Source organism: Stenotrophomonas sp. 99219_Sma (genome assembly GCF_056480785.1).
This window is the reverse complement of the sequence record NZ_CM151117.1, coordinates 1,471,373-1,491,795: the sequence shown is the minus strand read 5'-3', so window position 1 is coordinate 1,491,795 and position 20,423 is coordinate 1,471,373. Positions and strand designations below refer to the sequence as shown.

Below are 20,423 nucleotides of genomic sequence, written 5' to 3'. Positions count from 1 at the left end.
CGAGGAAAGGGAAGGCAGGTTCATGCCGCAATGCTAGCATCGCCGGATGCCCAACCCGCTCCTGCCCGGCCTGCAACTGCAGCCCCTGCCCTACGAAGACCGTCTGCCACTGCGCGACCCGGCCACGCTGGAGATGGTGGTGATCCACTGCACCGAGCTGCCCGACCTGGCGATGGCCCGCGAGTACGGTGAGCGTGTGCTGTACGACAGCGGTGCCGGCAACAGCGGCCACTTCTACATCGACCGCGATGGCAGCGTGGTGCAGTACGTGGCGCCGGAGCGCGTGGCGCATCACGTGCGCGGCATGAACGCGCATACGCTGGGCATCGAGCTGGTCAACACCGGGCGCTACCCGCACTGGTTCGACAGCCGCCAACAGGCGATGGACGAGCCCTACACCGAGGCACAGCTGCAGGCGCTGGAAGGCCTGCTGCAGGCGCTGGTGGCGCACTATCCGTCGCTGCGGCGGATTGCCGGGCATGACCAGCTGGACCTGGACCAGGTGCCGGCCAGCGACGATGCGACGCTGACGGTGGCACGCAAGCGTGATCCGGGGCCGTTGTTCCCGTGGGCGCGGATCCTGGCGAAGGTGCCGTTGCAGCCGGTTGGGTGAGGGTTTGCAGGGCTGCGCCCTGCACCTGCAGAAGCCTAAGCCAGAGCAACAGCAGAAGCTGACTTCCTGAGGGGAGGCGAGGTAGGTCCGGTTGCGGGGGGCGCTGCAAGTCCCCCTCCGGGGCCCGGCCCAGCCGCTGGCGGCTGGGCGTTCGGGCGCTTGCGAAGCAGTGCTTCGCAAGCAGAGCGCCCTCACCCATGTAAGCTCGGTCGCGCCATCCATGGCGCTCACGCCCCCGCAACCGGACCCACCCCGCCTTCGACAGATTCCCGCTGCTGTTGGTGGGTGCCGACCGTTGGTCGGCACGGGATCGAATCGATCGGAGGGTGCCTTTGTAGAGTCGAGCCACGCTCGACTGCTCTTTGCGTGCGAATCGGGCACGAGGGGGGTCAGAGCCGTTTTCCGTTGGAAAACGGATCCGCCCCCGCGCGCCTCAGGCGCCGGTCGCCACCGGGCGGCTGCTGTCGCTGACCCAGCCGCTCCAGGAATCGGCGTAGATGCGTGCGCCGGACAGACCGGCCGCTTCCATCGCCAGCAACAGGTGGCAGGCGGTCACGCCGGAGCCGCACATCAGCACCACTTGCTGCGGATCACGGTTGCCGATCACGCCCTGCAGTTCGGCGCGCAGTTCCTGTGCATCACGCAGGCGGCCGTCGGCGACGTTCAACGCAAACGGACGGTTGACCGCGCCCGGCACGTGGCCGGCGACCGGGTCCAGCGGCTCCACTTCGCCGCGGAAGCGCTCGCCTGCGCGTGCGTCGACCAACCAGCCCGGCGCGTGCTTCAGGCGTGCGCTGATTTCCTCGGCATTGGCGATCTGAGTGGTGTCGAAACGGCCTGGGTAAGCCGGCAGCGCGGTCACCTCATCCTGCCCCGTCGCCAAGGGATGCCCTGCGCCCTGCCATGCGGCGATACCACCATCAAGCACGGCCACCTTGCTGTGCCCGATCAGGCGCAGCAGCCACCACAGGCGCGAGGCGGCCATGCTGCCATCGCTGCCGTCGTAGACCACCACCTGGGTGTCGGGACCGATGCCCCACTGGCCGAGCTTCGCGGCGAAGGCATCGCTGTCCGGCAGCGGGTGACGGCCGTGGCCGCTGCGGGTCAGATCCGACAGGTCCCGATTGAGGTCGGCATACACCGCGCCCGGAACATGCCCCGCCAGATACTGGCCGTTACCCGCCTGCGGATCGGCCAGCGAGGAACGTGCATCGACCACGCGTACGGCGGTACTGGCGGTGGCACGTGCGTCGACCACACGCACACCTTCGCCCAACACTGCGGCCAGGGTGGTGACATCGACCAGGGTGGTCCACGGCGGATCGATCGGCTTCATTGCACTTGCTCCAGTCGGCGACGCAGGTTGTAGAGAATGGCGGCGGTTGCGCCCCATATACGCTGGCCGGGCCAGCCGTACTCGAGGACGTGGCGGATGCGGCCGCGGTGATTGATTTCGACCTGGTGCAGGTTGTCGGCTGCCATCAGGTAATCGAGCGGCACTTCAAACACTTCGGCCACTTCACTGGGCTGTGGCACCGGCACGAAATCCGGATCGACCACGGCCACCACCGGCGTGACCCGGTAGCCGGTGATCGTCACGAAGGGATCGAGATAGCCCAGCGCCTGCACCTGGCCGGGCGCCAATGCGATTTCCTCTTGGCTCTCGCGCAGTGCAGCGGCCAACGCATCGCGGTCATCGGGTTCGGTGCGGCCACCGGGGAAACCGACCTGGCCACCATGCTGGCGCAGGGTTTCGGTGCGACGGGTGAGGATGACCTGTGCGCCGTTGGCGCGTGGCACGATGCCGGCCAGTACGGCGGCTTCCACCGGGGGCCCGGGCGGCAGCAGATCGATCAGTTCACTGCGGTTCCAGCCGTCGCCGGCCGGCGGCTCGGCCAGTGGATGCAGCGCGCGCATCAGGCGCTCGTGATCAGCCAGCGAGCCGCGCAGTGATTGCTGCAGCTGTTCACGCAGAGGTTGCACGCGATGCAGGATGCGGCTGCGTTCCTCGTTGCTCATCGACGACCACCGCGCGATCTCATCGATATGCCGCCCGCAGCCGGTGCATTGCCGGTGCGGATCCAGCGTGCACACTCCGATGCAGGGACTTGCGACAACACGCGCCGTTTTTTCCATTGTTTGCACCCGGCAACAGTAGCGCGATCGGGCTGAATTTGCGCGGGGTCAATATGCAGTGCACGGCAGCGTCGCGCTCCGCGCAAACAAAAACGCGCCGGTGGGATCACCGGCGCGTTTCGTTTACCGCTTCGATTTACTTGACGCTGACCAGCTTGATCTCGAACTGCACAGCCACGTTCGGCGGGAACGGGGTGCGCGGGTCGGCACCGTAGGCCTGGTCCGGCGGCAGGGTGACTTCCCACTTCGAGCCAGCCGGCATCTGCAGCAGGGTCTCGCGCATGGCCTTCATTTCGACTTCGCTGACCTTGATCGACGGAATCTGCTGGGCCGGGCGGGCTTCGGTCGGGCGCTGGCCGTACGGGAACGGACCGGCCACTTCCAGCTGCACGGTGCTGGCCTGGGTCGGCTTCGCGCCCTTGCCGGCTTCGATCACGCGGTACTGGACGCCGCTCGGCAGGGACTGCACGCCGGCCTTGGCCTTGTTCGCCGCGATGAACTGATCGCTCTTGGTCTTGTTTTCGGCAGCAGCCTTTTCGTACTCGGCCTTGGCAGCCTGGGCACGGCCCTGCTCGCGCTTCTGGAACGCTTCAACGGCCGGCTTCAGCTGGTCGGCGGTGATCGCCGGCTGCTTCTTGGCGTAGGCGTCCTGCAGACCCTTCACCACCGAGTTGATGTCCAGCTGCTCACCACGACCGGTCAGCTCCGCCAGGTTGTTGCCGTAGTCGTAACCGAAGTAGTAGCTCAGCTTGCCCTTTTCGGACGAGACGTCCTGGGCGAAGGCATTGCCCGTCAGGGCCAGGGCCGCGACGGCGACCGCGATAGAACGCAACTTCATCAAACAGTTCTCCAGGGGTGGTAACTCAGGGACGTTCTGCGCCGCCCTGAGGCGACGGGTTAGGATAACGGGCACAACGTGTAACCGCTACTCACGATGCAGGCTAAGACCCGTCTGCGTTGGCGGAGTTCAATCTCACTTTTTTTTAACGTTTCAGGAGTTTCCCCGTGGCCGATGCCCTGATCGCTGTCGCCGACGACGGCGCCATCCGCACCGTGACCGTCCAGCGCCCGGACAAGCTCAACGCCTTGAATGCCGCGACCCTGCAGGCGCTGACCGAGGCGTTCTGCGCCGCCGCCGCCGACCCGGACGTGCGCGTGGTGGTGCTGACCGGTGCCGGTCCGAAGGCTTTCGTGGCCGGGGCCGACATCGCCGAGATGAACACACTCAGTGCGGTTCAGGGACGTGATTTCTCCCTGCTCGGCCAGGCCCTGATGCGCCAGATCGAGCGCATGCCCAAGCCGGTGATCGCACGCGTGAACGGCTTCGCCCTGGGCGGCGGGCTGGAGCTGGCCATGGCCTGCCACCTGCGCATCGCTGCCGATACGGCCAAGGTCGGGCAGCCGGAGATCAATCTCGGCCTGATTCCCGGCTTCGGCGGCAGCCAGCGCCTGCTGCGCCTGTGCGGCCGCGCCGCCACCCTGGAGCTGTGCCTGCTGGGTGCACCGATCAACGCCGCGCGTGCGCTGGAACTGGGCATCGTCAACGAGGTGGTGCCCGCCGATGCGCTGGACAACCGTGTACAGGACATCGCGCGCCAGCTGGCACGCTCGGCCCCGCTGGCCCTGCGTGGCCTGCTCGACGCGGTACACGTGGGTGGCGAATGCAGCCTGGAGGCTGGGCTGGAGTACGAAAGCGCGCAGTTCGGCCTGCTGTTCGCCACCGAAGACATGCGCGAAGGCACCAGCGCCTTCCTGCAGCGCCGCCCGCCGGCCTTCCAGAACCGCTGACGCCATGGCATCCCGACCCAACCCCGCGCAGCTGTTCGCCCGGGTCCAGGCAGACGATCTCGATGGCGCCCTGCAGGCCGGTCTCATGGACTACGTTGCCCGTGCCGGCGACGAACAGCTGCTGCCCGGCCACCCGGACCTTCCACGACGCCTGCAGCAGGCCCAGCAGCAGCTGCACGCGGCCTGGGCCGCACGCGAACGCTACCGTGCCCGTGCCGTGCGCCTGGCGCGCCGCGAGGCCGAACGCGATGCGCGACGAACGCCAGCCCCGGCGCCGGACGTGAAGCCCGCCCTGCCCCCGGCCGCCGCCGCGATTCTCGCCCGGGCCAAGGCCCGCGCCACCGGCAAGGAGCAGTAATGGCCGCTGCGAAGAAGACCCCGCGCGCGCCGGCGCGACGCGGTGGCAGCATGCCGCGCGCCGACGTGGTGGAGATGTTCACCCGCCTGCGCGAACTCAATCCGCACCCGAAGACCGAACTGGAGTACAGCTCACCGTTCGAACTGCTGGTGGCGGTCGCGCTGTCGGCGCAGGCCACCGACGTGGGCGTCAACAAGGCCACGCGCCGCCTGTTCCCGGTGGCCAATACCCCGGCAAAGATCCTCGCGCTTGGCGAGGACGGGCTGAAGCAGTACATCGCCACCATCGGTCTGTTCAACGCCAAGGCGAAGAACGTGATCGCCACCTGCGCGATCCTGCTGGAGAAGCACGGCGGTGAAGTGCCGCGCGATCGCGATGAACTGGAAGCGCTGCCGGGCGTGGGCCGCAAGACCGCCAACGTGGTGCTCAACACTGCGTTCGGTGAGCCGGTGATGGCGGTGGACACGCATATCTTCCGCGTCTCCAACCGTACCGGCCTGGCCCCGGGCAAGAACGTGCGCGAAGTGGAAGACAAACTGGTGAAGGTGATTCCGGCCGAGTTCCTGCTCGACGCGCATCACTGGCTGATCCTGCACGGACGTTATGTGTGCAAGGCGCGCAAGCCGGATTGCCCGGGCTGCGTGATCGCCGACCTGTGCCGGTTCAAGGAAAAGACCACGGCCGAGGCGTGAACGCGTTCGTGGTGTGACAAAACAAGGACGGCGGGCACAGGGCCCGCCGTCTTTGCTTGTAGACAAGAGTGCTTCAGGACATCAGAACGACAGGTCGCCCCAGACGCCGAACTCCTTGGTCTTGTCGTTCTTCTTGTCGCTGGCGTTGGCCAGGTGCGTGTACTTGTACACGGTCGACAGCTTGAGGTTCTTCATGACCGGGAACTCGACGCCGACGTTCCAGTACTTGTCGCTCAGGGTCGGGTCCAGCGTCTTGCTGACGTCGGTGTCATCGTAACGACCAAACACGTTGATGCCGCCGTCGGTGACGCGCACGCTGCCCCACACCGACCAGCCGCTGGTCTTGTCGGTGGCAACGGTCATCACGTTGTTGAGGTTCTTGGCCTGGAAGTACTCGCCACCGACGCGGAAGTCGCTGCTGGCGTAGGCCACCATCGCATTGGCGCGGGTGTAGGTGTTCTCGGCGCTCTGGATGTCGGTTTCCTTGCCCAGCTTGCCACTGTAGCCACCGACGGCAACCACGAAGTTCTCGTTCGGGGTATAGGCCGCGCGGCCTTCCACGTCCATGCCCTTGCTGCGGGTCGGGTTCTTGTAACCGGCGCCGGACACAACCGAGACAGCGTAGTTGAAGTTGTTGCCCAGGTTGCCGAAGCCATGCAGGCCCCAGTCGGACGAGTTGCCGTACTTCAGGCGGTCGGTCAGGGTGTTCTCGACATAACGCATGCCGTAGAACTTCTCGACATACGGAATCCACGGCATGTCGGCGGCACCGACGCGCAGGTTGAAGGCCGGGTCGAAGCTACCCTGCACGTAGGCCTTCTTGACGAACAGTTCGGTGTTGCCGATGGCCGAGCTGTACTGGAAGTCGGTGGTCAGGTTGGCCGACCAGATGTCGTTGAACTTGTGGTCGACGGTCAGGTAGAAGCGCTTGACGTCCAGACCGGTGCCGCTGGCGGCGGTGTCCTTGCCGTTGCTGGTCTTGTCGATGTTGGTCAGGTCGAAGAACATGCGACCGCCGATCTTGTTGTCATTGACCAGCTTGGCCAGCTTGTCGACGCTGGTCTGGGTCTTCTGTGCACCTTCCAGGGCCTGGGCCTGGGTGATGTTCACTTCGGACTGTGCGTCAGATTGTGCCTGCAGCGCCTGCGAATCGTTCTGCAACTGCTGGACCTGGGCCTGCAGGGCAGCGATCTGCGCCTGCAGCTGCTGCAGCTGTGCCTGGGATACGCCCGTGCTGGCGGGAGCTGCGAAGGCGTCGGCGGAAACCAGACCGAGGCTTGCAACGACCGCGGCGGCGAGCAAATGGGAACGCATTTTGGATTTCTCCAGAGGGTTGGAATGGCTTGGGCAGAACGCCACGCCGGCTGGCCGGTCAAGCGTTTTGCGAACATTCCGTTAAAACCATGACAGCCGAATGACAACCTGAGCACCAACCACAGATTTCTTCGTGCGGTCATGCGTACGACTCATTTGCCGCCACATGCTTGTCGATCCCTTGCGGCATATGGCGTCACGTATCAGCGTCCCGGCCCGGGCCGACCGCCGCGCAGACCTCACCAGCAGCGATGGTTTCGTGTGGATGACGCGGCATCACTGCGGAATGCCAGGCCGGGATGGCATTGACGACCACACCGGGCAGTCCATCAGCGACATATAGAACGTGATCGCAACCGGGCCACGTCCGTCTCCGGCGCATGGTCATCACGTTGCCCGCAGCACTCAGAACCTTCACGCCCCTGGCTGTGCGGGCGCCGGGCAGCGCTGTAACGGTTGCGTCATACAACGGTCCCTGCGCTGTCATCGAACCGTTATGGAATGTGCGCCGGGCGGGTAACCCCGCATCCCAATCAACCCAGGAGCCACCCCGTGATCCACGCCTTCAAGTCGCGCGTTGCCGTTGCCGTCTTCGCAGCGTCGTCCGTGTTCGCCGCCAACGCCGCTGAAATCACCGGCGCGGGCGCCTCGTTCATCTACCCGGTGATGTCGAAGTGGTCGGCCGACTACAACGCCGCCACCAGCAACAAGGTCAACTACCAGTCGATCGGTTCCGGCGGTGGTATCGCCCAGATCAAGGCCAAGACCGTTGATTTCGGCTCCTCCGATGCTCCGCTGAAGCCGGAAGAACTGGCCGCTTCGGGCCTGGCGCAGTTCCCGTCGGTGATCGGCGGCGTGGTGCCGGTCGTCAACGTGGCCGGCATCGCCCCGGGCGCACTGAAGCTGGACGGCACCGTGCTGGCCAACATCTTCCTGGGCAAGATCAAGACCTGGAACGACCCGGCCATCGCCGCACTGAACCCGGGCGTGACCCTGCCGAGCGCCAAGATCACCGTCGTGCACCGCTCGGATGGTTCGGGCACCACCTTCAACTTCGTCAACTACCTGTCCAAGGTCAGCCCGGAGTGGAAGAGCTCGGTCGGTGAAGGCACCTCGGTCCAGTGGCCGGCCGGCATCGGTGGCAAGGGCAACGAAGGCGTTGCCGCTTACGTGAAGCAGATCAAGGGCGGCATCGGCTACGTCGAACTGTCCTACGCGCTGCAGAACAAGCTGTCGTACACCGCGATGAAGAATGCCGCCGGCCGCTTCGTGCAGCCGAGCGACGCCTCGTTCGCCGCCGCTGCTGCCAGCGCCGACTGGGCCAGCGCCAAGGACTTCTACCTGGTGATGACCAATGCCCCGGGCGCCGAGTCCTGGCCGATCACCGCCACCAACTTCATCCTGGTGCACAAGAAGCCGAAGAACCCTGCCAACGGCAAGGCCACCCAGGAGTTCTTCCGCTGGGTCTACAAGAGCGGCGACGCCCAGGCCCGCCAGCTGGATTACGTGCCGCTGCCGGACAGCCTGGTCCGCCAGATCGAGACCTACTGGTCGCAGAACCTGAAGTAAGCAAGCGCGTTCCCCCGCAGGAACGGGATCGGCGGGTCCTCTCTCCCCCGCCGATCCCACCCCGGGCGCGAGATCCTCGAGATCTCGCGCTCTTCTTGTTTTTGGGGGTTGGACGTGAAGAGCGCTGCGCTTCCAATCTACTGGCCGGAGCCGACGCAGGGCCCAGCCCGGGACACGCCGTAAACCCGTCCATGGGGGCTCGATCGCGCCATCCATGGCGCGAACGGTCCCGGGCTGGGCCCTGCGCCGACTCTGGACAGTTCATCGGGGGCGCGGTGGGGTCATGAAAGGCAGGAGCAAAGGCAAGAGCGTTTGTAGAGCCCCGGCCGTCATATCGGTGCGCAGATCCGGGGTCTCCGGGGGTCTCCCGGACCGTGGCCAACTCCGTGAAACCCTTGTCAGAACGTGATCCAGGACACCCCTGTCATGGTCGTAATACGGCTGTAACAAAAACATCATTTCATAGCCGCATCCGCCGACGACGTCGGCTCTTCCCCGCTATGGAGTGACCATGAAACTGCACTCGGCCGGCCTTGCCGCCCTTTCCCTGGCCATCGCCCTGGGCCTGTCGGCCTGCGGTGGCGACAAGCAGGCCGCGCAGCAGCCGGCTGCCGACGGTGCCGCCGCCCCGGCCGCTGCCGGTGCCAAGGTGACCGCCGAAGTGTCCGGCGCGGGCGCGTCCTTCATCTTCCCGCTGGTCTCCAAGTGGTCGGCTGACTACAACGCCAGCACCGGTGCCAAGATCAACTACCAGTCGATCGGCTCCGGTGGCGGTATCGCCCAGATCAAGGCCGGCACCGTCGACTTCGGTTCCTCCGACAAGCCGCTGAGCAGCGAAGAGCTGGCCCAGGCCGGCCTGGCCCAGTTCCCGTCCGCCATCGGCGGCGTGGTGCCGGTGGTCAACATCGAAGGCCTGGAAACCGGCAAGCTGCGCCTGAGCGGCGCCCTGCTGGCCGACATCTTCCTGGGCAAGGTCAAGACCTGGAACGACCCGGCCATCGTCGCCGCCAACCCGGGCGTGAAGCTGCCGGACGGCAAGATCACCCTGGTCCACCGTTCGGACGGTTCGGGCACCACCTTCAACTTCTCCAACTACCTGTCCAAGGTCAGCCCGGAGTGGAAGAGCAAGGTCGGCGAAGGCACCTCGGTGCAGTGGCCGGACGGCGTCGGTGGCAAGGGCAATGAAGGCGTCGCTTCCTACGTGAAGCAGATCAAGGGCTCGATCGGCTACGTCGAACTGGCCTACGCGCTGCAGAACGGCATGCCGTACACCGCCATGCAGAACGCGGCCGGCAACTGGGTCGAGCCGAGCGCGGAAACCTTCGCCGCTGCGGCTGCCAGCGCCGACTGGGCCAGCGCCAAGGACTTCAATCTGGTCATCACCAACGCCCCGGGCGAGCAGGCGTGGCCGATCACCGCCACCAACTTCATGCTGATGCAGAAGCAGCCGAAGGACGCCAAGCGCAACCAGGACACCCTGGCCTTCTTCAAGTGGGCCTTCGAAAACGGCCAGGCCCAGGCCAACGAGCTGCACTACGTGCCGCTGCCGGCCGAACTGGTCAAGCAGATCGAGGCCTACTGGGCGACCGACCTGAAGTGATGGACACGACGGTGCCCGCCCCGCGCGGGCACCGCTTCTTCCACGCCGTGCCGCCCCGCCCCTTCCTGGCCCTGCCGTCCCCATGAATGCCATCGCCCAGCCTGTAGCCGCCCCGTCCACGCGTGATGCGCGTGATGCCCGCAACGACAAACTGTTCCGATGGGTGCTGGTCGGCACCGTCATCTTCGTCCTGATCGCCCTGGCCTGCGCCGCGCTTTCCATGCTGTGGGGTGGCCGCCATGCCCTGCAGATGCAGGGCCTGAGCTTCTTCTTCTCCGCCGACTGGAATCCGGTCGAAAACAAGTTCGGCGCTCTCGCTCCGATCTACGGCACCCTGGTCACCGCGCTCATCGCGATGGTCATCGCCGTGCCGGTCAGCTTCGGCATCGCCTTCTTCCTCACCGAAGTCGCGCCGCGCTGGCTGCGTGGCCCGGTCGGTACCGCCATCGAACTGCTGGCCGGCATTCCCTCGATCATCTACGGCATGTGGGGCCTGTTCGTGCTGGTGCCGGTGATGACCGAGTACGTCACCCCGTTCCTCAACGAGACGCTGGGCGAGATGCCGATCATCGGCCCGCTGTTCCAGGGCCCGCCGCTGGGCATCGGCATGCTCACCGCCGGTTTCGTGCTGGCCATCATGGTCATTCCGTTCATCTCCTCGGTGATGCGCGAAGTGTTCCTGACCGTGCCGACCCGCCTGAAGGAATCGGCCTACGCGCTGGGCTCCACCAAGTGGGAAGTGAGCTGGGACATCGTGCTGCCCTACACCCGCTCGGCAGTGATCGGCGGCATCTTCCTCGGCCTCGGCCGCGCCCTTGGCGAGACGATGGCGGTGGCCTTCGTGATCGGCAACAGCGTGCGCCTGTCGCCGTCGCTGCTGGAACCGGGCACCACCATCGCCGCGCTGATCGCCAACGATTTCGGCGAAGCCACTGAAACCTACCGCTCGGCCCTGCTGCTGCTCGGCTTCGTCCTCTTCATCGTCACCTTCGTGGTGCTGGCCATCGCCCGCCTGATGCTGATGCGCCTGTCCCGCAAGGAGGGCAACTGATGTCCACCACCGCTGATTCGCTGTACCTGCGCCGTCGCATCGGCAACGTCGTTGCGATCACCGCCTCCTGCGCCACCGCCCTGTTCGGCCTGTTCTTCCTGGGCTGGATCCTGTTCACCCTGGCCTCCAAGGGCCTGGCCGGCATCAACTGGGATCTGTTCACCAAGATGACGCCGCCGCCGATGCAGGAAGGCGGTCTCGCCAACGCCTTCTTCGGCAGTGCGGTGATGTGTGCGCTGGCGATCGGCATCGGCACCCCGCTGGGCGTGCTGGCCGGCACCTGGCTGGCCGAGTACGGCAACGCCCGCAAGGCCGGCACCGTGGTCCGCTTCGTCAACGACATCCTGCTGTCGGCCCCATCCATCGTGCTTGGCCTGTTCGTCTACACGCTGTACGTGATGCAGACCGGCGGCAACTTCTCGGCGTTCGCCGGTGCACTGTCGCTGGCCTTCATCGTGCTGCCGGTGGTGGTGCGCACCACCGACGAGATGCTGCGCCTGGTGCCCTCGCAGATGCGTGAGGCAGCCCTGTCGCTGGGTATCCCGCAGTGGAAGGTGATCGTGCAGGTGCTGTACCGCAGTGCCTCGGCCGGCATCATCACCGGCATCCTGCTGGCGCTGGCCCGCATCTCCGGCGAGACCGCACCGCTGCTGTTCACTGCCTTCGGCAACCAGTACTGGAACAACAACATCTTCCAGCCGATGGCCTCGGTGCCGGTGGTGATGAACCAGTTCGCCGGCAGCCCGTATGAATCCTGGCAGGTGCTGGCCTGGGCCGGTGCCCTGGTGCTCACCGTCTTCGTGTTGCTGGTCAGCCTTGCCGCCCGCGGCATCCTGCTGCGCAACCGTATCTCCCATGACTGACCTTTCCGTGGATAACGCCATGAACGACCTTTCCAACGCCGTGCCGATGCAGCGCATCGCCGTGCCGTCCTCGCACGAGAGCCTGCACACGCCGTCGCCGGTGAAGCTGGCTGCGCGTGGACTGGACTTCTACTACGACAAGTTCCATGCCCTGAAGGGCATCAACCTGGAGATCCCGGAAAAGCGCGTGACCGCGCTGATCGGTCCCTCCGGCTGCGGCAAGTCGACCCTGCTGCGCATCTTCAACCGCATCTACGCGCTGTACCCGAAGCTGGAGGCGCGTGGTGAAGTGCTGCTGGACGGCGAAAACATCCTGTCGCCGAAGTACCCGATGAACCGCCTGCGCAGCAAGGTCGGCATGGTGTTCCAGAAGCCGGTGCCGTTCCCGATGACCATCTTCGAGAACGTGGCCTACGGCATCCGCCACCACGAGAAGCTGAGCAAGGCCGACATGGCCGACCGCGTCGAGCAGGCACTGCGCCAGGGCGCGCTGTGGGACGAAGTGAAGGACAAGCTGGGGCAGAGCGCACTGGGCCTGTCCGGTGGCCAGCAGCAGCGCCTGTGCATCGCCCGTGCCGTGGCCCTGCGCCCGTCGGTGCTGCTGCTGGACGAGCCGACCTCGGCGCTGGATCCGATCTCGACCAGCCGCATCGAGCAGCTGGTGGAAGAGCTCAAGCACGAGTACACCATCGTCATCGTCACCCACAACATGCAGCAGGCCGCGCGCGTGTCCGACTACACCGCCTTCATGTACCTGGGCGACCTGATCGAGCACGACCGCACCGAAGTGATCTTCTCGCAGCCGTCGCAGCGGCAGACCGAGGATTACATCACCGGTCGCTTCGGCTGAAACGTCAGTCGACAGACAGACAATGTCAGTCGAGCATGGCTCGACTCTACAAATCACGCCAGCCAGGCATGGCCTGGCTCTACCCGGATTGCAGACCATGAATCTTCCCAACGACCACATCGTCAAGAGCTACGACGAAGAACAGCAGCGGCTGGTGGCCGAAATCGTGCGCATGGGCGAGATGGCCGTCGCTCAGCTCGAAGCGGCGATGGACGTGATCGAGAAGCGCGACGAGAACGCCGCCCATCGCATCATCGCCAACGACGAAGCGATCGATGCGCTGGAGCAGCAGATCAGCCATGACGTGATGCGCCTGGCGCTGCGTGGGCCGATGGCGCGCGACCTGCGCGAGATCCTGGCCGGCCTGCGCATCCCGGCCGACATCGAGCGCATCGGCGACTATGCGGCCAACGTTGCCAAGCGTTCGATCGCGCTGGGCAAAGTGCCGCCGCTGCCACAGATCCAGGGCCTGCGGGCGCTCGGCCGCCTGGCCGCGCAGCAGGTGCGCCGCGCCATTGCCGCCTACCGCGACAACGATGCCGACGCTGCGCTGGCGCTGCGCGAGGACGACGCCCGCCTGGACGCGCAGTACACCGCGCTGTTCCGCGAGCTGCTGACCTACATGATGGAAGACCCGCGCAACATCACCCCGTGCACCCACCTGCTGTTCATGGCCAAGAACCTGGAGCGCGTGGGCGACCACGCCACCAACATCGCCGAGAACGTGTGGTTCCTGGTGCATGGCGAGCAGCCGCTGCCGCCGCGTGAAAAACGCGACGAAACCTCCAGCACCGGACAGCCCTGACGCTGCACTGCAACACCGGAGTTGACTCCAAGGTGGCCGCTGTCCTGGTGACAGCGGCCCTTTTGTTTTGGGCGTTCTGGCCACCGGTCTCCCGCTCTGTAACAAATCTCACGAAAATTTGAGTTCTTGGCGAGGATTCGTTGAGTAGGATCGCTGCACCATCGATTCACCCCGGGCGCCTGCCCACCACCTAGGAGTAAGACCGATGAGCAGTTCCAACAAGACCCTGTCCCTGCTGACCGCTACGGCCCTGGCCGCCGGCCTGGGCATGACCGCCAGTGCCTCGGCCCTGAGCATGAGCGACCTGGCCCAGGGCTACCTGGTGGCTGGCCAGGCGGCAAAGGCTGCCGATACCAAGCACGCCGAAGGCAAGTGCGGCGCCGACGGCAAGACCGCTGAAGGCAAGTGCGGCGGTGACAAGGGCAAGGCTGCCGAAGGCAAGTGTGGCGAAGGCAAGTGCGGTGCCGACAAGGGCAAGGCTGCTGGTGCAGCCGCTGCCAAGACAGGCGACAAGAAGTCGGCTGAAGGCAAGTGCGGCGAAGGCAAGTGCGGTGCCAAGCACTGACGTCCGCGCCAGCGCCGTCCACCTGCGGTCGCCGCTTCGTGCGGCGGCCGCCGGGTTGGGGCTGCGCCGGGCGCTGCTGCAGGATCTGCGCGATGCACCGGCCGGTGACTTCGACTTCCTCGAATGCGCGCCGGAGAACTGGATCCATGTGGGTGGTCCCGCCGGGGATGCACTGGCCGAACTGGCGCAGCGCCATCCGTTGAGCTGCCACGGCCTGTCGTTGTCGCTTGGCGGCAGCGCGCCGCTGGATACGCAGCTGCTGGAACAGGTCGGCCAGTTCCTGGAAAAGCACCGCGTGCCGCTGTACAGCGAGCACCTGAGCTACTGCAGCGACGACGGTCACCTGTACGACCTGCTGCCGATTCCGTTCACCGACGAAGCCGTGCGCCACACTGCGGCACGCATCGCTCACGTGCAGGATCTGCTGGGCCGCCGCATTGCAGTGGAGAACGTGTCCTATTACCTGGCACCAGAACCGGCGATGGACGAACTGGCCTTCACCAATGCGGTGCTTGCCGAAGCCGACTGCGATCTGCTGCTGGACGTCAACAACGTCTACGTCAACGCCTGCAACCACGGCTACGATGCCGACACCTTCATCGCCGGGCTGCCCGCAGAGCGCGTCGTCTGCCTGCACGTGGCCGGGCACTTGGACGAGGCGCCGGACCTGAAGATCGATACCCATGGCAGCGCGGTGATCGACCCGGTCTGGGAGCTGCTGGCGCGTACCTACGCGCGCATCGGCCCACGCCCCACCCTGCTCGAACGCGATTTCAACTTCCCCCCGTACGCCGAGCTGCAGGGCGAACTGCAGACCATCCGCCGCCTGCAGGCGACGCACGGGGGGACTGCACATGACTGACGCTCGCGGCACCCTGCGCGCGCAGCAGCACGCGTTCACTGCCCATCTGCGCGATCCGCAGGGCGTGCCACCGCCGGCTGGGCTGGAGGCACGCCGGGTCACGGTGTACCAACGGCTGCTGTTCAACAATCTGCTCGGCCTGTTGAGCAACGGCTTCCCGGTCTGCGTGCGCCTGCTCGGCGAGCCCGCCTGGAGCGACCTGGTGCGCCACTACTTCGCCACCCATCGCTGCCAGACACCGCTGTTCACCGAACTGGCCGCCGAATTCGTGCAGTGGCTGCAGGCACAGCCGCAGCTGCCGCACCCGGCGTTGGCCGAACTCGCTCATTACGAGTGGGTGGAGACCGCGCTGTACCAGTTGCAGGCCGAGCCGCTGCCGGCACCCGGCGACATCGATCCGCTGCAGGTACCGCTGCAGCGCTCACCCCTGGCGTGGCCGCTGCTGTATCAGTGGCCGGTGCATCGACTCGGTGCCGAGGATGCGCCAATGCAGCCGCCGGCGGAACCGACCGGCCTGCTGGTCCGCCGCGAGGCCGATGGCGAAGTGCGCTTCGCCGTGCTCAGCCCGCTGGCGGTATACCTGCTGTCCAGCGTCGGCGAACGACCCGGCCTCGATGGACATGCCTATCTGCGGCAATTGGCCGCTGCGAACGGCCTGGCTGAGGAGGCGCTGGCCGGGCCCGGTGCCGCGCTGCTGCAGCAGTTCCTGCAGGCCGGCGTGATCGGCCCGCTCACAGTCCCTGGCTGACGCCCTTTCCCCCACGGAGAACCACCGATGAACCTTCCGACCCTGGCCGCCGCGCGCGGCCAGCTGGACCGTCTCGCCCCCTGGTTGGCGCCGCTTGGCCTGCGCCTGCTGCTGGCTTGGGAATACTTCGAATCCGGCCGCGAGAAACTGCACGGCCAGAACTGGTTCGCCGACCTGCAGGACGCGTTCCCGTTCCCGTTCGACCAGCTGCCGGCCACCCTGAACTGGCAGCTCGCCACGTGGTTCGAACTGATCGGCGCGATCTGCCTGCTGGTTGGCTTTGGCACCCGGTTTGCCGCGGCCAGCCTGCTGGTGCTGACCATTGTGGCCACCTATGCGGTGCATTGGCCGATGGAGTGGAACTCGCTGGCCGACCTCGCCATGGGCTACGCGATCACTGACCAGGGCTTCGGCAACTTCAAGCTGCCGGTGCTGTTCATGGCCATGCTGCTGCCGCTGATCTTCACCGGCGCCGGCAGGCTGAGCGTGGATGCGTGGTTGGCGCGGTGGTCTCCCTCGGCCACGCCTGCACGGCCAGCAGTCCGGTAATCGCCAAACCTGGTCGGCGCACCGTGTGCCAACCAGGGTTGGCACCTACCGGAATCCTGAGCGCGCGGTGTCCCGGTAGGTGTCGACCTTGGTCGACACACACCCGCGCAGGGAACGCATGCACCGAAGGCTGGCCGGGCGCTCAGGGTCGCTCTGCTAGAATTCACGCATGACTGACCCCACCCCCGCACCTGCCGCCGCTCCCGATTCCGCAGTCCCCCAGGCGCAGCGCGCGATGTCACAACGCTTCCGCGGCTTCCTGCCGGTGGTGGTGGACGTGGAAACCGGCGGCTTCGACAGCCAGCGCAACGCGCTGCTGGAGATCGCCGCGGTGCCGATCGAGATGGACGAGAACGGCCTGCTCTACCCCGGCCAGACAGCCAGTGCCCACGTGGTGCCGGCCGAGGGCCTGGAGATCGACCCGAAGTCGCTGGAAGTGACCGGCATCATCCTCGACCACCCGTTCCGGCTGGCCAAGGAAGAGAAGGCGGCACTGGACCACATCTTCACCCCGGTACGCGCGGCCATGAAGAAGTACGGCTGCCAGCGCGCGATCCTGGTCGGCCACAACGCGCATTTCGACCTCGGCTTCGTCAATGCCGCCGTGGCGCGCACCGGCCACAAGCGCAATCCGTTCCATCCGTTCAGTGTGTTCGACACGGTGACGCTGGCCGGTATCGCCTACGGGCAGACCGTGCTGGCGCGTGCGGCCACCGCCGCCGGGCTGGGGTGGGATGCGAATGAAGCGCACAGCGCGGTGTATGACACCGAACAGACCGCGCGCTTGTTCTGCACCATCGCCAACGCCTGGCCGCGGTAAGCCAGCCAACGGCGCAACCGCATCCACGCAGTGCGGACCAACGGTCCGCACCCACCACTCACCGGACGGTAGATCCACGCCATGCGTGGATGCGATCAACCAATACTCGTACGATCGCGGCCGTCGCTCTTGGCGCGGTACAACGCGCGATCTGCGCGCTGGTACAGCAGTGCCGGGGTGCGGTCGTCGGCATCCAGCTCCACCAGCCCTGCGCTGAAGGTCACGCGCAGTCCGTCCACGCCGGCCCAGTCGGGGTGGTCATGGAACAGGCCGCGCAGGCGCGCGCACAGCTGTGCGGCTTCCTCCAGGCGGGTGTCGTTGAGCAGCAGCGCAAACTCTTCGCCGCCAGTCCGCGCCGGCAGGTCCGAATCGCGGCTGGCGGCGGCGATCAACCGCGCCACCTGCACCAGCACCGCATCACCGATGCTGTGGCTGTGGCGGTCGTTGACGTCCTTGAAGTGGTCGATATCCAGCACCACCAGGCACAGCGGATGACCGCTGCGCTGCGAACGCGCGAAGTCACGCGCCAGCGTTTCATCGAAGGCACGGCGGTTGGCCAGGCCAGTCAGTGCATCCTCGCGGGCCTGCCGTTCGAATGCCTCGGCCTGGCGTGCGAGGCGCTCGGCCAGTTCGGTCTTTTCCTGGTTCAGCGCCTGCAGGTGCACGGTCTTGGCCTGCAGGTCGAAGGTCGCCTCGTCCACGCGCCGTGCCAGGCGCAGGTTGCTGGCCTTCAGCTGCTGCAGCAGCAGCCGGTACAGCGCCACCAGCCCGGCCAGCAGCAACAGGCCACCCAGCACCTGCACGCTGCGTCGCTGCCACCAGAACGGCTCCACGGTGAAGCTCCATACCGCTTCCTGCTGGCCCCAGCTGCCACTCGGATGGGCAGCGGCCACGTGCAGGGTGTAGTCGCCCGGCGGCAGGCCGACGAACTCCACGCTGCGCTGCGGGCCGCGTTCGACCCACCCCGTATCCAGGCCGTCCAACCGCGTGCGGTAGCGGATCCGGTCAGACATCAGGTAGCTCAGGCCGACATAACTCACCGCCAAGCGGCGACCGCCGGGAATGTAGTTGCGGTCCGGGCCTTCCCAATGCACCGGTGCGCCATCCACCTGCACGCTTTCAATCGCTGCCGGCGGTGAAAGACGCTCGCGGAAACGCTGCAGGCGTTGCGGATCGACGGTGCTCAGGCCTCCGGCGGTGACCACCCAGAACGTGCCGTCCTGGCGCAGGATCGCCGAGGGGCTGGAGCTGCCGTTGGCCTGCGCGTTGGCCATGCCGTCAATCTCGTTGTAGCGCTCCACCACCACCCGGGGTGCGCGGCCATCGGCCACGGCGTTGAGGGTGGCCATGTCGGTGCGCAGCACGCCGCGGTTGCTGCTGATCCACACGTTGCCAAGGCGATCCGGCACCAGTTGGAACACCGCATCCACCGGCATGCCCTGCTCCAGCCCCACCCGTGCCAGCGTGCCGTTGCGCCAGCGGTACAGGCCACGGTCGCTGCTGATCCACATCGCGTCACCCAGCTGATGGAAGCCGAACACGCTGCGGCCACCGCCCATCGGCGCGAGGTCGATCGACTGCACGTGATCGCCGCGCAGTACGCGGATGCCCTCGATGGTGCCGATCCACAGGTCGCCCTGGTGATCGTGCTCAAGCGCGGTGATCAGGCCGCTGGGCATACCCGCAACGCTTGATACCTGCACGCGGTCGCCGTCGATGCGGACCACGCCCTTCTGGGTGCCGGCCCAGACCACACCCTGCGGGTCCACGCTGATCGCGCGGATGTTGCCGCCCGGCATGCCATCGGCGGCGGCATAGTTGTGCCGCAGCCGGCCATCGGGGCCAAGACGGTAGACGCCATCACCGAACGTTCCGACCCACAGGTCACCGTCCGGGCCCTGCGCCAGGCTGAGCACCGAAGGTGCCTTGCCGCCGCGGTTGTGCAGCGGCATCGCGCGGAAGCGGCCATCAGCAGTCTGCAGGTCGAGGCCGCTGGCACTGCCGACCCACAGCTGGCGATCGCGGTCCTCGAACACGGTGCGCACATAGTCGCCACTGAGGCCATCGCGCTCGGTGTAGCTGCTGAACAGTGTTTCGCGCAGGCGGTACAGGCCACCGTTGGCACCCACCCAGATGCTGCCCTCGGCATCCTCGCGCAGGCTGACCACGCGCCCACCCGGCAGGTTCAGGCCCGCCGGCAGGCGCTCCAGGCCATGCGCTGAGATCCGCAGCAGGCCCTGGTTCTCGGTGCCCAGCCACAGGTCGCCATGGCGATCCTGCAGCATCGAGGTCAGGTGCAGCTGCCCCGGCAGGCGGTGCATCAGCACCAGCTGATCATCCTCCACCCGGTACAGGCGCTCGCCGGCGACGATCCACAGCGCGCCATCCGGAGCGCGGTACGGCCACGACAGGCCACTGCCGGCGCCCAGCCCCCAAGTCGCTGGCGCGCGCTTGAGCACGCCATCGTTGTCGCGCAGCACCAGTCCATCCAACGTGCCGACCCAGACCCGGTCCTGCGCATCGACCACCAGCTTGGTGAAGCTCATCGCCATCGGCAGGTCGGCGGCCGGAGCCTGGTAGACGATACCGGTGTCCGGCGTCAGATAGCCGATGCCCTTGCCTTCATACAGCAGCCACAGGCGGCCCTGGCTGTCCATCTGCATGGACTGGATCAGGACCTGCGGGGTATCGGCCTGGTGCTCCCAGACACGCCACTGGCCATCGTTGCCGCGATGGCTGACATTGCCCCGCGAATCACTGATCCACAGCCCACCCTGGCGGTCGACGAACAGCGCGCCGATGCCGTTGTCGCGCAGGCCCGGGCGGGTACTGCGGTCGAACACGGTGAAATCCAGCCCGTTGTAACGCACCAGGCCTTCCCAGGTGGCGAACCAGAGGTGGCCTTCGGGGGTCTGCGCGATGTCGCGCAGCGAGTTGTGCGGCAGGCCGTTGCGCGACGTCCATACATCAATGGCGTAGTCGCGCAGTGGCGGAGCCCCCTCCTGCGCTGCCACCGGCAGTGCAAGGGCCAGCAGCAGCCACAGCAGGCCCTGTCGCAGCCATCGACCGATATCTGATCCGCAGCGCTCCACCCAGCGCCCGATGTCCCCCTGTCCGGCCATCAGTGCAGCGGCGGCGGCCAGGCAGGGCTGCCGGGCCTGGCAGCATGCGGGAACTGCCGGGCAGCGCGGGACGGCATGCCGGCGGGAACGGGCTGGCTCATCGGGGGGGAACTGGGAA

General features: G+C 66.5%; 20 protein-coding genes. 15 read left to right on the top strand and 5 right to left on the bottom strand.

Annotated elements, in window-relative coordinates; translation table 11 throughout:
- Window positions 1–46: 46 nt before the first annotated feature.
- Complete coding sequence (locus tag ACZK13_RS06775; RefSeq protein ID WP_125893473.1) at window positions 47–613, top strand: N-acetylmuramoyl-L-alanine amidase; 567 nt, start codon at window positions 47–49, stop codon at window positions 611–613.
- 433 nt (window positions 614–1,046) lie between these two features.
- Here the strand turns inward: ACZK13_RS06775 and ACZK13_RS06770 are convergent, their stop codons facing one another.
- From ACZK13_RS06770 to ACZK13_RS06760, 3 genes are all read right to left on the bottom strand, one after another.
- A complete protein-coding gene (locus ACZK13_RS06770) occupies window positions 1,047–1,949 on the bottom strand; it encodes a sulfurtransferase (RefSeq protein ID WP_125893471.1) in 903 nt (300 codons plus the stop codon).
- Window positions 1,946–2,749 carry a CoA pyrophosphatase gene (locus ACZK13_RS06765; RefSeq protein WP_253143312.1) on the bottom strand — a complete coding sequence of 268 codons (804 nt, stop codon included), beginning with the start codon at window positions 2,747–2,749 and terminating at the stop codon, window positions 1,946–1,948. The genes ACZK13_RS06770 and ACZK13_RS06765 overlap by 4 nt, the downstream gene beginning before the upstream one ends.
- Before the next feature lie 136 nt (window positions 2,750–2,885).
- Window positions 2,886–3,587 carry an FKBP-type peptidyl-prolyl cis-trans isomerase N-terminal domain-containing protein gene (locus ACZK13_RS06760; protein WP_032127896.1) on the bottom strand — a complete coding sequence of 234 codons (702 nt, stop codon included), beginning with the start codon at window positions 3,585–3,587 and terminating at the stop codon, window positions 2,886–2,888.
- A gap of 167 nt (window positions 3,588–3,754) precedes the next feature.
- Here ACZK13_RS06760 and ACZK13_RS06755 point away from each other — a divergent pair, with 167 nt between their 5' ends.
- The 3 genes from ACZK13_RS06755 to nth are packed head-to-tail and all read left to right on the top strand — an operon-like array spanning window position 3,755 to window position 5,587.
- Window positions 3,755–4,537 (top strand): enoyl-CoA hydratase/isomerase family protein, encoded by a 783-nt coding sequence (locus ACZK13_RS06755; protein ID WP_478482382.1) that lies wholly within the window; start codon window positions 3,755–3,757, stop codon window positions 4,535–4,537.
- Window positions 4,538–4,541: 4 nt separating this feature from the next.
- Window positions 4,542–4,895, top strand: a complete 354-nt coding sequence (locus ACZK13_RS06750; protein ID WP_049399879.1) for a hypothetical protein — start codon at window positions 4,542–4,544, stop codon at window positions 4,893–4,895.
- A complete protein-coding gene (gene nth, locus ACZK13_RS06745; protein ID WP_049463598.1) occupies window positions 4,895–5,587 on the top strand; it encodes an endonuclease III in 693 nt (230 codons plus the stop codon). Before ACZK13_RS06750 ends, nth begins: the two co-directional genes overlap by 1 nt.
- Before the next feature lie 81 nt (window positions 5,588–5,668).
- Here the strand turns inward: nth and ACZK13_RS06740 are convergent, their stop codons facing one another.
- Window positions 5,669–6,901 (bottom strand): porin, encoded by a 1,233-nt coding sequence (locus ACZK13_RS06740; RefSeq protein WP_032127900.1) that lies wholly within the window; start codon window positions 6,899–6,901, stop codon window positions 5,669–5,671.
- A gap of 552 nt (window positions 6,902–7,453) precedes the next feature.
- On the opposite strand from ACZK13_RS06740, the gene pstS (ACZK13_RS06735) reads away from it, so the two are divergent.
- The 11 genes from pstS (ACZK13_RS06735) (at window position 7,454) to rnt (ending at window position 17,183) form a co-directional block, all read left to right on the top strand.
- Window positions 7,454–8,470 carry a phosphate ABC transporter substrate-binding protein PstS gene (pstS, locus tag ACZK13_RS06735; protein WP_180838441.1) on the top strand — a complete coding sequence of 339 codons (1,017 nt, stop codon included), beginning with the start codon at window positions 7,454–7,456 and terminating at the stop codon, window positions 8,468–8,470.
- 511 nt (window positions 8,471–8,981) lie between these two features.
- Window positions 8,982–10,070 (top strand): phosphate ABC transporter substrate-binding protein PstS, encoded by a 1,089-nt coding sequence (gene pstS / locus ACZK13_RS06730; protein ID WP_049399479.1) that lies wholly within the window; start codon window positions 8,982–8,984, stop codon window positions 10,068–10,070.
- Between the two features lie 82 nt (window positions 10,071–10,152).
- Window positions 10,153–11,121 (top strand): phosphate ABC transporter permease subunit PstC, encoded by a 969-nt coding sequence (pstC, locus tag ACZK13_RS06725; protein WP_049421601.1) that lies wholly within the window; start codon window positions 10,153–10,155, stop codon window positions 11,119–11,121.
- Window positions 11,121–11,984, top strand: coding sequence for a phosphate ABC transporter permease PstA (gene pstA / locus ACZK13_RS06720; protein ID WP_032127902.1), 864 nt, complete (start codon window positions 11,121–11,123; stop codon window positions 11,982–11,984). The genes pstC and pstA overlap by 1 nt, the downstream gene beginning before the upstream one ends.
- 19 nt (window positions 11,985–12,003) lie before the next feature.
- The gene (gene pstB / locus ACZK13_RS06715) at window positions 12,004–12,834 is read left to right on the top strand and encodes a phosphate ABC transporter ATP-binding protein PstB (protein WP_005408788.1); all 831 of its coding nucleotides are present in this window, start codon (window positions 12,004–12,006) and stop codon (window positions 12,832–12,834) included.
- Between the two features lie 97 nt (window positions 12,835–12,931).
- Window positions 12,932–13,639 (top strand): phosphate signaling complex protein PhoU, encoded by a 708-nt coding sequence (phoU, locus tag ACZK13_RS06710; protein WP_008265615.1) that lies wholly within the window; start codon window positions 12,932–12,934, stop codon window positions 13,637–13,639.
- A 205-nt stretch (window positions 13,640–13,844) separates the two neighbouring features.
- Window positions 13,845–14,204 carry an HvfA family oxazolone/thioamide-modified RiPP metallophore gene (locus ACZK13_RS06705; RefSeq protein WP_125895762.1) on the top strand — a complete coding sequence of 120 codons (360 nt, stop codon included), beginning with the start codon at window positions 13,845–13,847 and terminating at the stop codon, window positions 14,202–14,204.
- Window positions 14,191–15,066, top strand: coding sequence for an HvfB family MNIO-type RiPP peptide maturase (locus ACZK13_RS06700; protein WP_125895761.1), 876 nt, complete (start codon window positions 14,191–14,193; stop codon window positions 15,064–15,066). The genes ACZK13_RS06705 and ACZK13_RS06700 overlap by 14 nt, the downstream gene beginning before the upstream one ends.
- The gene (locus ACZK13_RS06695) at window positions 15,059–15,814 is read left to right on the top strand and encodes an HvfC family RiPP maturation protein (protein ID WP_125895760.1); all 756 of its coding nucleotides are present in this window, start codon (window positions 15,059–15,061) and stop codon (window positions 15,812–15,814) included. Before ACZK13_RS06700 ends, ACZK13_RS06695 begins: the two co-directional genes overlap by 8 nt.
- 27 nt (window positions 15,815–15,841) lie before the next feature.
- Entirely contained in the window at window positions 15,842–16,363 is a 522-nt protein-coding gene (locus ACZK13_RS06690; RefSeq protein WP_253143315.1) for an HvfX family Cu-binding RiPP maturation protein, read from the top strand.
- Between the two features lie 169 nt (window positions 16,364–16,532).
- Window positions 16,533–17,183 (top strand): ribonuclease T, encoded by a 651-nt coding sequence (rnt, locus tag ACZK13_RS06685; RefSeq protein ID WP_014036542.1) that lies wholly within the window; start codon window positions 16,533–16,535, stop codon window positions 17,181–17,183.
- 95 nt (window positions 17,184–17,278) lie between these two features.
- Here rnt and ACZK13_RS06680 read toward each other — a convergent pair whose 3' ends face one another.
- Window positions 17,279–20,305, bottom strand: a complete 3,027-nt coding sequence (locus ACZK13_RS06680; protein ID WP_253143316.1) for a two-component regulator propeller domain-containing protein — start codon at window positions 20,303–20,305, stop codon at window positions 17,279–17,281.
- Window positions 20,306–20,423: the final 118 nt, after the last annotated feature.